At 34.8% G+C, this 15177-nt stretch carries 14 protein-coding genes and 1 pseudogene; 9 read left to right on the forward strand and 6 right to left on the reverse strand.

The window, feature by feature from the left end; genetic code table 11:
* Positions 1 to 7: 7 nt before the first annotated feature.
* The 7 genes and pseudogenes from ACQH21_RS02180 (at position 8) to ACQH21_RS02210 (ending at position 8056) form a co-directional block, all read left to right on the forward strand.
* A complete protein-coding gene (locus tag ACQH21_RS02180) occupies positions 8 to 1804 on the forward strand; it encodes a M24 family metallopeptidase (protein ID WP_425384404.1) in 1797 nt (598 codons plus the stop codon).
* Positions 1805 to 1898: 94 nt separating this feature from the next.
* Positions 1899 to 2264: a hypothetical protein gene (locus ACQH21_RS02185; protein ID WP_019236690.1), complete on the forward strand. Its 366-nt coding sequence runs from the start codon at positions 1899 to 1901 to the stop codon at positions 2262 to 2264.
* A gap of 155 nt (positions 2265 to 2419) precedes the next feature.
* Positions 2420 to 3742 carry an ankyrin repeat domain-containing protein gene (locus ACQH21_RS02190; RefSeq protein WP_425384405.1) on the forward strand — a complete coding sequence of 441 codons (1323 nt, stop codon included), beginning with the start codon at positions 2420 to 2422 and terminating at the stop codon, positions 3740 to 3742.
* Positions 3743 to 3950: 208 nt separating this feature from the next.
* Positions 3951 to 4595: an alpha/beta hydrolase gene (locus ACQH21_RS02195; RefSeq protein WP_254229508.1), complete on the forward strand. Its 645-nt coding sequence runs from the start codon at positions 3951 to 3953 to the stop codon at positions 4593 to 4595.
* 5 nt (positions 4596 to 4600) lie between these two features.
* A complete protein-coding gene (locus tag ACQH21_RS02200; RefSeq protein ID WP_007302062.1) occupies positions 4601 to 5380 on the forward strand; it encodes an SDR family oxidoreductase in 780 nt (259 codons plus the stop codon).
* Between the two features lie 90 nt (positions 5381 to 5470).
* A complete protein-coding gene (locus tag ACQH21_RS02205) occupies positions 5471 to 6544 on the forward strand; it encodes an ankyrin repeat domain-containing protein (RefSeq protein ID WP_425384406.1) in 1074 nt (357 codons plus the stop codon).
* A gap of 281 nt (positions 6545 to 6825) precedes the next feature.
* A pseudogene (locus tag ACQH21_RS02210) lies at positions 6826 to 8056 on the forward strand (IS256 family transposase).
* 209 nt (positions 8057 to 8265) lie between these two features.
* Here the strand turns inward: ACQH21_RS02210 and ACQH21_RS02215 are convergent.
* On the reverse strand, positions 8266 to 8796 hold the full coding sequence (locus ACQH21_RS02215; protein ID WP_425384407.1) for a hypothetical protein: 531 nt from the start codon (positions 8794 to 8796) through the stop codon (positions 8266 to 8268).
* Positions 8797 to 8930: 134 nt separating this feature from the next.
* Between ACQH21_RS02215 and ACQH21_RS02220 the strand changes: the two genes are divergently transcribed.
* Both ACQH21_RS02220 and ACQH21_RS02225 read left to right on the forward strand, forming a co-directional pair.
* The gene (locus ACQH21_RS02220; protein WP_264375731.1) at positions 8931 to 9539 is read left to right on the forward strand and encodes a superoxide dismutase; all 609 of its coding nucleotides are present in this window, start codon (positions 8931 to 8933) and stop codon (positions 9537 to 9539) included.
* A 1-nt stretch (position 9540) separates the two neighbouring features.
* The gene (locus ACQH21_RS02225) at positions 9541 to 10815 is read left to right on the forward strand and encodes a M16 family metallopeptidase (RefSeq protein WP_064085407.1); all 1275 of its coding nucleotides are present in this window, start codon (positions 9541 to 9543) and stop codon (positions 10813 to 10815) included.
* On the opposite strand, the gene ACQH21_RS02230 is transcribed toward ACQH21_RS02225, so the two are convergent.
* The 5 genes from ACQH21_RS02230 to ACQH21_RS02250 all read right to left on the reverse strand — a co-directional run bounded on the left by ACQH21_RS02230 (position 10812) and on the right by ACQH21_RS02250 (position 15108).
* Positions 10812 to 11129 (reverse strand): WD_0736 family protein, encoded by a 318-nt coding sequence (locus ACQH21_RS02230; RefSeq protein WP_010402415.1) that lies wholly within the window; start codon positions 11127 to 11129, stop codon positions 10812 to 10814. The two genes, ACQH21_RS02225 and ACQH21_RS02230, sit on opposite strands and share 4 nt — an antisense overlap.
* 104 nt (positions 11130 to 11233) lie before the next feature.
* Entirely contained in the window at positions 11234 to 12445 is a 1212-nt protein-coding gene (gene tgt, locus ACQH21_RS02235) for a tRNA guanosine(34) transglycosylase Tgt (protein ID WP_425384408.1), read from the reverse strand.
* On the reverse strand, positions 12446 to 12946 hold the full coding sequence (nuoE, locus tag ACQH21_RS02240; protein WP_425384409.1) for an NADH-quinone oxidoreductase subunit NuoE: 501 nt from the start codon (positions 12944 to 12946) through the stop codon (positions 12446 to 12448).
* A 97-nt stretch (positions 12947 to 13043) separates the two neighbouring features.
* Positions 13044 to 14555 (reverse strand): hypothetical protein, encoded by a 1512-nt coding sequence (locus tag ACQH21_RS02245; protein ID WP_425384410.1) that lies wholly within the window; start codon positions 14553 to 14555, stop codon positions 13044 to 13046.
* Positions 14521 to 15108, reverse strand: a complete 588-nt coding sequence (locus ACQH21_RS02250) for an ankyrin repeat domain-containing protein (protein ID WP_425384411.1) — start codon at positions 15106 to 15108, stop codon at positions 14521 to 14523. Before ACQH21_RS02250 ends, ACQH21_RS02245 begins: the two co-directional genes overlap by 35 nt.
* Between the last annotated feature and the right edge of the window lie 69 nt (positions 15109 to 15177).

A 15177-nucleotide genomic window follows, 5' to 3' on the forward strand; every position in this document is an offset into this window, starting at 1 on the left:
GTATTCCATGTCAAAAATCGAAGAATTTCGCTCTTTTATGCACGAAATAAATGTTGATGCATTTATGTTGCATACTAAAGACGAGTATTTAAATGAATATTCAAAAGAGTTAGCAGAGTTATGTGGCTTCACGGGAACAAATGGGCTACTTATCGTTACAAAGAGTAATAAGTGCCCATTTTTTACAGATGGACGCTATATCACACAAGCTCGCAGTCAGCTCGATCAGGGCAGTTTTCGAGTATATAATATACAAGAAGAGGATCCACACAAATGGGTAAAAGCAAACTTAACATTGACTACCTCACTGGGTTACTATCCGCAATATTTTACTATGAAGGACATAAGAAAATATGAAGGCATTTGTAAACTAGTACCATACTTAATTAAAAAAGATAGTAGTCATAAAGCACAAACAATAGTCTCACATGTATCTGGTGAGAGTGGTAAGGATAAATGTGAAAGAGTAGCTAAAAACATAGAGGCTGAAGCAGTGCTTCTGACTGATCCAAATTCAATTTCGTGGTTATTAAATTTAAGAAATGAAAGTGCTGAATATACTCCTTGTATATTGGGTCGTGCTATATTGTATAAAAATGCCAATGTTGATTTATTTATTCAAGATAAAGAACATTCAACTATAGAAGCAAATTTTGATAACCATATAAATGTTTTTGATATTAGTGAGCTAGAAAATTCACTACATAAGTTAAATTTGGTGGTGATAGATCCAAGCACGACTCCAATGAGCATTATGAATGCAATAGATCCCTTGTATAACCATTATTTAAATGAAAAATCAGCTTCGGTGTCATCCCAGTGCTTGACCAGAAATAAAAAAGCATGGATCCCAGTGTCAAGCACTGGGATGACAATAAGTAATGAAAGAGGTCTAATAGAAAATAAGCAGATAATTGAGAAGGAGGATCCTTGTTTGATTCACAAAGCAGTAAAAAATCAAACTGAAATAACTGGAGCTATAAGTGCGCACATCAAAGATGGAGTAGCAGTTATAAATTTTCTATATTGGCTTGAAAACAATATTGACAGTGAAATTACTGAGCTTGAAGCTGAAGAAAAAGTTTTAGAATACAGAAAAGAGCAGAATTTGTTTAAGCAACCGAGTTTTCCAATAATTTCAGCATTCAACGAGAATGGAGCAATCATTCATTACCGTGCAAGCAATAAGACAAATAAAGTCATTCAAGAAGATGGGCTGTATTTAATTGACTCTGGTGGTCAGTACCTTGATGGCACAACCGATGTTACAAGAACTATAGCAATTGGTAGTCCAACCAATGAGCAACGAGCTCACTACACAATAGTATTAAAAGCTCACATTGCGATAGCAAGTGCGGTCTTTCCTTCTGGCACTACTGGTGGAGAATTGGACATATTAGCGCGTATACATTTATGGAAATTTGGAATGGATTACATGCACGGTACAGGACATGGAGTAGGAAGTTACCTTTCGGTACACGAAGGACCGCAAGCAATATCAAGAGGAAATAAAGTGGAACTCATTCCAGGCATGATACTTTCTAACGAGCCTGGTTATTATATTCCAGGAAAGTATGGAATAAGAATTGAGAATCTGATGTATATTGAAAGGCGAGAAAACGTCTTTTTAAGCTTTAAACAATTGACCTCTGTTCCTTATGATAAAAAGCTAATAGATATACAAATGCTTACTGAAGATGAAGTTAAATGGATAAATAGCTATCACCAATTTGTTTATAAAAATATAGAAAATGGCATAAAAGATAAGGAATGGTTAAAGAGAGTATGTGAATCTTTAAAATAGTTAATTTGTCATTTAATAAAGTATTAATATAGTTGTTCTTGTATTGTTTTTAATTAAAAACAATATATAATATTAGTTTCAAATAGGTGTAATTATGACAGATAAAATGCAAGATGATGAATTTATGAAGCAGTACATGGATACTTGCAAAGAGCAAATAGAAAAATTGGCAAGCGACCCTAATTTGCTTCAACAGACCTTAAAGCCATTCATGCAAATGTCTCAGCAACTTATGGCTGGCGGTATGCTAGAAGGAAATATGCCTAGCATGATACCTGATATGGGTGGTATGGATATCAACAAGATGATTGCTCAGATGAAGGAAATGTATGATTACATAAAGAGTAATCACAAAGAGCTCATGAGAAAAGATGCTTCACAAATTCAAGAGCTTGATGATTCCAGCAGAAGATTGAGAGGCTTGGTCAAGAAATTGATAGAGAAAGTTGAAGCTAAGTAGTATTTATTCATATCAAAGAGCTATAGCAGTAGTGAGGTTGCTCTCATTCCAATTTTAAATAAAAGGCATAAGTATTAAAAGAAAAAGTCTACAAAATGCTTTCATTCCTTAATAGGGATTAAGATGGTTTCGAAGTTTATTCAGGGGGCTAGTAAATGGTGTATAATTTTAACAATAAAGCAATACTTGATGCTTTGTTAGAATATTATGGTATAAATAGAGAAATTGAAGAAAGTGACAAATCTAATACTGTAAAAAATTTATTGAATCGTTTCACAAAAGAGAATCTTAATTATTTCACACATGTAGCTCCTTGGCTAAAAAATCTTGTACCAAAATTAGAAGGTGATACTCAAGAATTGAGACAACCTTCTACGTTACAAGCATTATCAATTGCACGAATAGTTAGAAGTCGTACTGAGCTACTTTTTAAATTATTTTCATCTGCCAAAAATGGTGATTTAGAGGCAGTGAAATACCTGGTAGAAAGAGCAGAAGTAGATGTTAATGCACAAGATATGTTTGAATTCACTTCTCTAATGTTTGCTGCTGCAAGTGGTCATTTGGATGTAGTAAAGTATCTAGTAAAAGAAGCAAAAGTAGATGTTAATGTAGGAAATGAATTTGGAAACACTCCTCTAATATTTGCTGCTGAAGATGGTCATTTGGATGTAGTAAAGTATCTAGTAAAAGAAGCGAAAGCAAATGTTAATGCAAAAAATGAATTTGGGGAAACTGCTCTAATGTTTGCTGCTAAAAATGGTCATTTAGGTATAGTAAAGTGCCTGGTAGAGGCAAAAGCAGATGTTAATGCAAGAAATGACTGTGAAGATACTCCTCTAATATTTGCTGCTGAAAAGGGTCATTTAGGTATAGTAAAGTGCCTGGTAGAGGCAAAAGCAGATGTTAATGCAAGAAGTAATGGTAGACGCTTTGAAGAAACAACTGCTCTAATATCAGCTATATATAAGGTTCATTTGGATGTAGTAAAGTATCTAGTAAAAGAAGGAAATACAGATGTTAATACGCAAGATAGAAAAGGAAACACTCCTCTAATGCTAGCTGCTCAGAGAGGTGATTTAGGTATAGTAAAGTGCCTGGTAGAAGCAAAAGCAGATGCTAACACAAAAAACTACTATGGAGCAACTGCTCTAACACGTACTACTCAAGATGTAAGAAAGTACTTGAAAAATCATGTACGAAAAATTAATGAAATAGAACTTCGGAAGGAGCGTGTCTGCATTAGCGTTTGTGGTGCAGTAGGTTTTATTACAGGTTTTGCGGTAGCATATAATACACAAGCAGCTATTGCAACGTGTGCAACATCAGCTGTTACTGGTTTATTATTGGGTGCAGTAGTTGGTTATTTAGCTATAAAAGTAAAAAGAGAAAAACGTGAAGATCCAGATATAGCTGTAGTTACTGCACTTAAAAATATCCTTACTATTCAATGGAGTACCTGGCCGACAGTATGCTAAGGACGAGAAGCTCGGATTTAAATAACAATAAAAAAGTATTTGAAAAGATATAGCTCTTTTGAGATACTGCTTTGTTTTTAAATAGGATTTTTATCTTTAAAATAGTATTTTACCTTTTTGGGTGATGTGGAAATTCTTGAATTTTATAGAATTTTGTTTAATATTGATGCATGAGTCAGTTTTACAAAAAAACATAAACACAAAAGAGATGATTGAACTTAAAAGCCAAGAAATTTGCCCAAATGGAAATAAGAAAAATTTGATTATTTTTTTTCATGGTTGGGGCTCAAGTGGCGATAATTTCGTGCATCTTGCTAAAGTTATGAGCAAGTTTTTGCCTGATTCATGTTTTGTGGTACCGAATGCTCCGTTTGAGAGGGAAATAGGTGATGGTTATCAGTGGTTTAGTTTAGAGGATCGTAGTGAAGAAGCACTATATAATGGGGTGAAAAATGCTGCATCAATTGTAAATCATTTTATTGATACAAAATTAAAGGAGCTTAATTTAAAAGATACTCAGCTTTCTTTAGTTGGATTTTCTCAAGGGGCAATGCTTGCAATACATGTGGCTCTTACCCGGCTTCAGTCTTGTGCATCGGTTGTTGCATATTCTGGTAGGTTTCTTTCACCTTCAAAAATTGCACCGGAGATCAAATCAAAACCCAGCATATGTGTTATTCATGGTGACGCTGATGATGTGGTACCTTTTTCTTCCCTTGATTTAGCGGTTAAAGCTCTGAAAGAAAATGGAGTAAACGCTCAAGGATACCCAATTCATGGATTAGGCCATATTATTAATGAAGAAGGAATAAGGTTAGGGGTTGAGTTTATCAAGAAAAATTTTGGAAATTAATTTCCATGCACTTGTTTTGCTTTGGTTACGGATATGTAGCTAAATTTCTATCGAAAAAATTGCTAAATTTAGGCTGGAAAGTTAACGGTACATCAAGAAATAAAGATATACAACTTTTTGATTATGAAAAGGTTGATCAAGATCTGCTTAAAAGCGTAACGCATGTTTTAGTTTCTATTCCTCCAGACGGCGATGATGTTATGGAGAGATACGGTCATTGTCTGGAGAATATTAAATGGCTTGGTTATCTGTCTGCAACTAATGTTTATGGTGACCACTGTGGTAATTGGGTGAATGAGGAATCTGAAACAAAGCCTATAGAAATTAGAGGAGAAAAGCGCCTTGAGTCTGAAAAGAAGTGGCTAAGTAGCAAATTGCCTGTACATATTTTTCGTTTGGCTGGGATATATGGTCCTGGTAGAAATGCGCTAATTGACCTGCAGCTTGGCAAAGCAAGAAATGTGAAAAAAATTTTTTCTCGTGTTCATGTTGAAGATATATCGAATATTTTATTTTCTTCCATGCAAAATATAAAGCCTTATGAGATATACAATTGTGCAGATGATTTACCTGCTACGCAATCTGAAGTGGTCACGTATGCAGCCGAGCTTCTCAATATTAGCCCTCCAGAGCCAGTTGAGATTTCTTCCGTACCAAATTACGCACGGGGTTTTTATTTAGGGTCAAAAAAAGTAAGCAATACTAAAATTAAAAAAGATCTTGGTGTCTCTCTAGTTTATCCTGATTACAAGGTGGGTTTAAAGAGTTTGTATATATTAGAATAGAGAAAATAGATTGCCAGATGCAAAAATTTTTCTTGAATGTTCCTTGTTTTGATGTAATACCACTAGGCATACTATTATATAGAGGTAAATATGTTCAGCACTCAATCGCTCCCGGTTGAAAATATTCTATTACATCAAGCCGCTTATAATGGTAACATAAATGAAGTTAGGTTATTACTTAATGTAAAAACTGATATCAATATCAAGGATAAAAAAGGATTTACAGCCTTGCATTTTGCTGTTTATTCAGGACATTTAGACGTAGTAAAGTTACTAATCAGTAAAGAAGCTAATATTCATGCAAGAACTACTAAAGGCAGTACAGTTTTAAACTTTGCTGTTGTAGCTAAAAGCAAAGCTATAGTAGAGGAGTTAATTAAAGCGGGAGCTGATCCCAATATAAAAGACTGTACTGATGGTAAGACACCTTTACATATTGCTGCTCAAAATGGACTTGTAGAAGTTGTAAAGGTGTTACTTAATACTCAAGAAATTGAGATTGATGCTAAAGACAATGAATTTGGTATAACAGCTCTGTACTTAGCCTCTCAGAACGGACATACTGAAATAGTTGAACTATTAATTAGCACAAAAAATGCTGATGTTAACATAGTAGATAAAAAAAATAATGTCACACCCTTGTATCTAGCTGCTCAGAATGGGCATGCAGCAGTAGTTAAGTTGCTTCTTGATAATGGTGCTAAAGTCAATGGCTGTGATACCAGTATGAATCCTTTGTGTGTAGCTATTGATAATGGCCATGACGAGGTAGCTCAATTATTACTTAGTGTAGAAGGGGTGGATGTTAATATTGGCAATCAGCTTGGCAATACACCTCTACATATAGCAGCTATGAAAGGTAATGAAAAAATGGCAAGATTACTGCTAGAAAAAGGTGCTGATCCTAATATTAAAAACCTTTCAGGAGATACTTCCTTACAAGCTGCTGAATACATAAGAAAAATTAGCTGGCATGATAATCCTCCAAATGTACAAGGAGGATTCTTCGTGTTAGTTGGCTCGAATGGAATATATTCATTTCAGCAATTTTATGAGCAAAAAAAAATTATGGAGCTTTTGTCACAACATGTGAAGAACAACAAACCTAGCTCATCAGTAGATAAAATTGACGTATCTGTTCAGCAGAGTAGCAAAATAAGATAGATGAGAAAACTAGTTTGTGACATTGGCGTCCAGTTAAATTTACATGGATTTCAGTGTCAAGCACTGGAATGACATTATGGAAGCTGTGATGACAAGGAAGGAAGCACTAGAAAGAAATGGGTGTCACGCACTGGGATGACATTATGGGAACTGAGATACAAGAAAAGAAACACTGGTTTGACATGCACCTGAACAGATACTCTCAGTGAGGGAATGTTCAAAAAAGTGTGTCAAACCGAGAAATAAAAATAAAATAGAAACAAAAAATAGAGGTTTGATATATGAGTTACAAAATAGAAAATGGAACGACTGGCCTGGTAGATTACAAAGAGCTGGAAGCAAATATACTGTCATCAATAAGGGAAGGTAAACCATTGATGGGGAGAGATGGAGCATTAACACCATTTGTAAAAAGGCTGCTGGAAGCAAGTCTAGAAGGTGAAATAGAGCATCATTTATCCAATGAAAGAGAAGAAAAGAATCGAAGAAACGGAAAGAATGGCAAAACTTTGAAGACGAGTATTTGAACTATTGACACCAAGAGATAGAGAGGGAAGTTTCGAACCACAGATAGTGAAAAAAAGGCAAACAAGCTTACATCCAGAACTTGAAACAAAGGTCTTGAACATGTTTGCAAGCGGTGTGGGATACAGGGATATAGCATCCTATGTGGAAGAAATCTATGACCATAAAATATCTGCAGCAGAGATATCTGGAATTACAGATAAATTACTGCCTATAATCAATGAATGGAGGAGTCGTCCCCTACAATCAGTATACCCGATAGTATTTATGGATGGGATGTTTTTTAAGGTCAAAGAGAATGGACATTGCATAAGTAAATGCATGTACAATATATTAGGAATAGACCAAAATGGCAGAAAAGAAGTACTGGGTTTTTACTTAGCAGAAAGTGAGGGAGCTAACTTCTGGCTAGGCGTATTAAATGACTTAAAAGAGAGAGGAGTAGAAGACATTTTGATAGCTTGTGTTGACGGTCTGAAAAGCTTCCCTACAGCTATAAATAGCGTATTTCCCAATGCTGAGGTACAGTTATGCATTGTGCACCAAATAAGAAATTCACTAAAATACGTATCCAGCAAAGATATAAAAGTTTTTATGAATGATTTGAAAAAAATATACCGTGCTACAAGTAGAGAAATCGCCGAAAATTATTTACTTGAACTGGAGGAAAAATGGGGTGAAAAATATCCTTTAGTCATAAAATCGTGGCAAAACAATTGGGAAAATTTGTCTAGTTATTTTAAGTATTCTGGCCCTGTTAGAAGGCTAATTTATACCACCAATCCAATTGAGGGGTTGCACAGACAAATCAGAAAATTTACTAAAACCAAAGGTTCATTTACCAGTACAAATGCCTTGTACAAATTGGTATATTGTGCTATAAAAAAGATAGAGCAAAAATGGGCTATGGCTTTGCCTAATTGGGCTCTAACTATATCTCAACTTGATATCTTTTTTCCTGATAGGTTAAAAATTGAGTTGAACTAAAAATTCGCTTTGACACACTTTTTTGAACATTCCCTAATAATTGATAAAATGGAGGTTTGACACAGTTTATTTAACACTCCCCAACATTCTATCGGGATGCCAGTGTCAGCTACTTGCATGACATCCTCTTGCTTCTATAGGTGTCTTTATCTCGTCTACTTTATTTTGCCACACAGATACAATGGTTTCACATGCACTTGGTAGGCTATCTATTTTGACAAAGAAGGACTACCAACACCTTCAGCGTTTGCATCACTAAACTTACTTGCTACTTTATCAATAGTCCAAACGAGTGGCGTAACAACGAGCGCAGCAGCCCAAATAACAGCACTAACAACATAACTCAAAACTGTGTTAACAAATTTAGATAATGCACTACTATGGTCCCATGTCTTACGTGACAACATGGATGAATAATCTATGAACGATTTTGTGTTACGCTTAAGATCAAAACTATCTACTACTTTCGCTAATCCTTTTGCCGGCCAGTATGACAAATACGCCAATGCTAGATATAAAGGTTGCAGAATTACACTAGCTAACGCAAAAGTAGTAGTCTGAATCATAGAAGGATTTTGGTAACTACCAAGAGCTACATTTTTCACTGGCCCAACAACACTGTTGATAAGGTAAACGGATTTATAGAAACTATTTTGTGGAATTTTGTTACATCCAACACTTTTGGTAGGAACATCTCCGAATTTAACATATTTCTTAAAATTACTATATGAACTTGGCATATTAACCCTCTAAAAATAAAAAAATAGTTACCTTATCAGTATAGATTATTTTAGAATAACTGCAACAAACATCACTAAATTATCTGTTGCGCAAAAGCACATATTACCATACCATCGAAAATAAAGAGGTCAGCATGAGTTTTACTTTACCTGAGCTGCCATATGATAAAGCAGCTTTAGAACCTTACATATCTGCAAATACATTGAATTTTCATTATGATAAGCACCATAAGGGATATTTAAATAAACTCAACGAACTGGTTGAAAACACAGATTATCAACATATGGAAATTGAGGAATTAGTAACGAAAGTTCATGGAAATAATAATACAGTTCCTATTTTTAACAATGCAGCACAAGTTTGGAATCACACTTTTTATTGGAATTCAATGAAAAAAAATGGTGGTGGTGAGCCTAAAGATGATGGTCTTCTAGCAAAAAAAATTCAAGATGATATTGGTGGCTTTGACAAATTTTGTGAAGAATTTTCAAATTATGGAGTAAGCCAATTTGGCAGTGGATGGGTGTGGTTAGTGCTTGAAAAAGGAAAACTCAAAATCACTAAAACTCCAAATGCGGATCTACCGCTAATTTATGGCCAGGTGCCACTACTTACTATGGATGTATGGGAGCATGCATACTATTTGGATTGCCAAAATCGCAGAATTGACTACATAAAAGTTTTTCTTGATCATTTGATCAATTGGGATTTTGTAGAAGAGAATTTAAAGAAGAATATATAAGATGAATATACCACAAGTAACAAAACTAGATAATGGTCTGCGCATAATAACTGAGCGAGTGCATGAAGTTGATTCCGTAGCTTTAAATATACGAGTTGGTGTTGGCAGTAGAGCTGAAAGTGCAAGTCAAAATGGAATATCTCATTTCCTAGAGCACATGGCTTTCAAAGGAACAAAGACAAGAACTGCTTTTGAAATTGCAAAAGCTTTTGACGACATAGGTGGAGCCTTCAATGCCTGCACCGGTAGAGAAAGCACCAGTTATTATGCAAAGGTTCTTAAAAAAGATATAAAAACTGGCATTGATATATTAATAGATATATTAATGAATTCTACATTTCCAGAGGATGAATTGGAACGCGAAAAGGGTGTTGTAATACAAGAGATTTTTCAAACTAATGATTCACCGAGCGATATCATTTTTGATAAGTATTTTGAAGCAGCTTATAAAGATCAACCATTTGGTAGGTCAATCTTGGGTACGCAAGATACTGTCAAATCTTTTACTCGAGCTAATCTAGATAACTACATAAATGAGCATTACTTTGGCGAGAACATTATATTTGCTGTTGCAGGAAATGTTGAACATGAGGAGGTTGTTCAATTAATCAAAGACTTTCTCTCAAAGATTCATTCAAAAGAGCTGAAAAAAAGCGAGAATGCAAGTTATACCGGTGGTGAGTATTTAGAACATCGTAAATTAGATCAAGTACATTTATTAATTGGTCTACCTAGTGTTTCTCGTGATGATAATAGATATCACACATTCAAAGTTCTTGATGCCATACTGGGAAGTGGCATGTCATCACGCCTGTTTCAGGAAGTAAGAGAAAAGCAGGGGCTTGCTTATTCCATTTACTCATTCAACTCTAGCTATGCTGATACAGGAATGCTTTCGATTTTTGCTGGTACAGATAGCAGTAATCTAGATAAGCTTTTGAAAGCTATAACGACAGAGCTAAAGAAATTGTCTACAGATGATTTAAAGGAAGAAGAAGTAAATAGAGTAAAAGAACGAGTAAAATCTCAAATTTTAATGTCACGCGAAAGTGTTAGCTCGCGTGCTGAAACATTAGGACACTACTACGGTAACTATAATAAATACATCAGTAAAAACGAATTAATAGAAAAAATTAGTGCTGTTACTATTTACGATATAAAAAAAGCAGCAGAAGAATTGCTATCTCAGCATGAAAGAATTACTTTAGCTGCGATTGGAGAAATTAATTCATTGCCAAGTTACGATAAAGTGGTTTCTATGCTTAGTGTACTTTAATTATGTTGCTTATGCTCACTAAAAAGTTCAATGAATGGTTGCAAAATCCTTTCTATAAAAAGTTTGCTTTCTGGTTCATCGCATATACCACTAATCATTTTATTGAAAGTTTTTTCGCTGTTTTGTAAAAATAAATAGCTTTCTACTGATTGCACAATAGACAAGGCAGTTAAAATTCCTCCTATCACTAAACAAGAAGCTATAGCAGGTACGGTACCCACTGCAATTCCAGTTGCGATTAATGATAAACCAGCTAAGAGTGTAAAGGCTGAAACGCAAAACGCTATTTGATGTTTTTCTTTATTTTTAACCATAAATGCCTCACAAAAATTATATTTCTAGTATATCCGTATATATAATGTACTGTCAAGTTTTTAAAGAAGATTAAAAAATGCAACGCACATGTGCAAAATATGAACTAGGTATATAATTCACAATGCAGCGGTATTTCACTAATCCAATTATTTTTTTCCTGATCTAGCCTATCATTCAATATTGCTTGTCTTATTGATTCCATCAACTTATTCATGAAGAAAACATTGTGAATGGTAACGAGTGTATAAGCCAGCAACTCTTTAGCTTTCAGTAGATGGTGTATATAAGCTCTTGAATGTTTTCTGCAGGTAAAGCACAAACAATCACTCTCAATTGGGTTATCATCTAGTTCGAATCGTTGATTTCGCAAATTAATATGCTCTTTGCACTTTGAAGAAATAGAATCTCTATTTTTTACTTTAACAAGCGCGCCACCATGTCTTGCGAGGCGAGTTGGATGCACGCAATCAAATGTATCAACTCCAAGCTCTACTCCACGAAAAATGTCTACAATTCCACCAATACCAAGCAAATGAGTAGGCCTATCTTTTTTTAAATGTTCCATAGTAAAGGAAACTACATCATACATCTGCTCTTTACTTTGACCAAGTGATCCACCTATTGCTTGACCAAAAAATGGCAAATCGTTGATAAAATCACAACTTTCTCTACGCAAATCTTGATACACTCCGCCTTGACTAATTCCATAAAGCACCTGTTTGCCATTATTATTTTTTTCAAATTCATTTAAAGAACGTTCAGCCCATCTATGGCTCATGAGCATCGATTTCCTTGTGTACTCCTTGCTGACGTGAAATGGAGTACATTCATCTAAAACTAAGATTAAATCTGCACCTAATTTTTGTTGAATTTGTATCGACTTTTCAGGAGTTAGACAATAAGTTTTACTATTTATGTAAGAACGAAAAATTGCCCCATCCTCGTTAATTTTGATCAGAGTTTTTTGTTTCTGTCTTACTCCCTTTATCTCTTCTGAAACTGATCCGTGTCCTAAACTAAATATCTGGTATCCACCAGAATCAGTGAGCATTGGCCCACTCCATCCCATCATCTTGTGCAAGCCACCAAGCTTTGCCACAGTATCCTCTCCCGGTTGGAGCATTAGGTGATAGGTGTTGGAAAGTATTATCTGAGTACCTGCTTCTCTGATTCTCTCGATATCTGCAGCTTTAATAGCAGCTTTGGTTGCACAAAATATAAATGCTGGTGTTTCTATACTTCCATTTGGAGTTTTGATCGTTCCAACTCTTGCAGAACCTGATTGCTTGGTTATCCTAAACGAGAACTTTTCCATCTATTTACTTGAAAGTTCTGCTATGATATTTTCCACTTTTTCAGGAGTGAGGTTTTCATAAAAATCGTTATTGATCTGTACAACAGGGGCATTAACACATGCACCAAGACATTCAACTTCCTTTAAAGTAAATAGATTATCTTTAGTGGTTTCACCGATATTGATTCCAAGCTTCTTTTTAAAGGTACTTAAAACTTCCTCGCTATTGCATAACCAGCAAGGAGTTGTTCTACAAACTTGTATTAGATATTTACCTACTGGCTTTAAATTATACATGGTATAAAAATTTGCCACTTCATACACGCGAATATGTGGAATATGAAGCATGTCAGCAACGTAGCGCATGGCAGATTCAGAAACCCATCCGCATTGTTCTTGTACTAGATACAGTAAAGGCATAACAGCGCTTCCTTCTCTACCTTTAGGATACATCTCTATAGACTTTTTTGCTTTGCTAAGATTGTCTGGTGTAAAACTAAACTGCTCTTCTTTCTCTTTCATCTAATAAGGTTCATGTAAATCTCAACAAATTATACTTGAAGAGTTAACAATTGCAATTAGACTTCTTGCATAATCTAAGACCTACTGTAAACCAAGCTTAGTATAATCCAATTTGACGTACCTTATTATTTTTTTTACTTTGTAATTGATCTACATGAGAAACTTTTTCACCACTTTGTAATCTTTCTCCCTGGAAAATTCCTGCAGGCCTTTCAAAGTACCCACGTTCAATAGCATTGTAAACTGAGTAACCACCAAATAAGCAATTTTTTCCTATTTCTTCTCCACAATCTTTTAATTCTTTCAACCTCTCTTGATCTCTTACTTCTACCTTTATCCAGTCTTTATTTTGCTTATCAGGATATAACCTAACGTCTAACTCTCCCTTAGTGGTAGGGAAAGTCAACACTATATCACTATCGTCCGCAAGATTGGTGTAATTCCTTATACCATTCTTTGTTATAATTGCTACCTCACTTTTACCAATCTTTATTATATCTCTTTCATAGTCTATGTTTCCCTGAGCTCGCCTTAACTTACTAGCTTTTTCTGTGAGCCTTGCAACATTTATTATACTATCTTCGGAATATTCCGAGTATAAAGTAGTGTTATCTATTTTTGCATTCTTTACCATACCATTAATAACTGCTCCTTTTATAACTTCCATAAAATCTAGGGTACTCTCTAGATAATCTAGATAAGCTTCTATCATATTTTCTTTGTGCTCTTTAAATTCAGATTCTAGTGTATCAATTACTTTCATATTATCTTTATTATATAACACTGCCCCTATTGATACCAACTTGCATACTATCTTGCTTGCAACTTCAGGATTCTTTCCTAACTCACCAATCCTTTCCATAACACAATCTGTAAAATTACGCTTCTTATCTTGAGAAAATCGTCTATTAATCCTTCCTCCTGAGAGAATAGCCTCATTTACAACTCCTTCTAGTTCATCCATATTTTGAGCTTTAGAAACTTTATCTAAAAATTCTTTTAGCTTTATCTGTCGATTCGGCGGTAAATTACTCCATAAATCCCTAGAATAATACTCCTTCTCATCATAACTTGACCATTGTAAATTGATTGCATCTGCTTTCAAAAGTAATCTTTTTACTTCAAATTTATTTGCTCTTTCATCAGTACCTGAACGAGCAAAAGAATCAAGATTTTTAGCATGTTGATGCACCTGCAACTCTCCTTCATTACTTCGAAGATTCAAAACCATTCTTAGATCTTGATCATTCCCAAAATCATCTAAGAATTCTTGTAGATCTTCAACAACTGAATCACCTTCTGAGTTATTTACTATATCCAACAACTTTCTTCTCAAGCCCCCCTGTCTCTTAGTTAAAACGTAACCTGAACCATCTTCGAACCAGTCTTTTGTTTCCATTATAGAGCGTAACTTATCACTCAACTTCTCTCGCTTATAAGTCACAAAGTACTTTTCAATATGTTCATGATGATTATCACGTGCAACTTGCAGAGGAGTTTTTCCTTGTTTATCACCTTGATCAGAAATAGCTCCTTTCTCTAAGAGTAAAACTACGCCTTCAGAACAACCAACACTAGCAACATGATGCAAAGGCGTTTTTTTTTTCATTATCTTCTGCATTAAGGTCAGCTCCCTTTTCTAAGAGAGCAGCTATACTATAAGGTCCAGTAGCATAGTGTAATGGTGTCCTTCCTTTATCATTCTTGATATTAGGGTCAGCTCCTGCTTCTAAAAGCAAACTTACGGCACAATCATATTGTTTTCTTGCCCAAGCCATACTTGATATTATGTGCAATATCGTCAAACTAGACTCTCCCCTTTCACAATTAAGAACGGTTTTTAGATTTTGATTATCTTTATTATTTAATAAAAACTTTTGAAGTTGTCGGTAACTATCTCCTGCACTCAAAGATCTCATTGCACTAAAAATAGATAGCAATTCCTCATCTAACTCTTCTTGACTGTCTGTCAACTCAGTTGTAACAAGCCACGCACACATTAAATTATCAAACGAGCCTTTTGTAGCTTCAGCAATATCTACCAAATGACGCCTATCAGGAAACATGAATAAACTTTTAATCAATTCATATTCATAATCCTGTTGTAGCTCGTTTTCTATTCTACTTTCCTTATTAGAATCTTCCCCAGTAACTTCTGGCATATTTACTCCTCACTTTATAAAACCGAATGTAATTATAACAAATAAAGCTAATGCAAGCTAGCTTTCTAC

This window comes from Wolbachia endosymbiont (group B) of Eupithecia inturbata, from assembly GCF_964030915.1.
Lineage (GTDB): Bacteria > Pseudomonadota > Alphaproteobacteria > Rickettsiales > Anaplasmataceae > Wolbachia.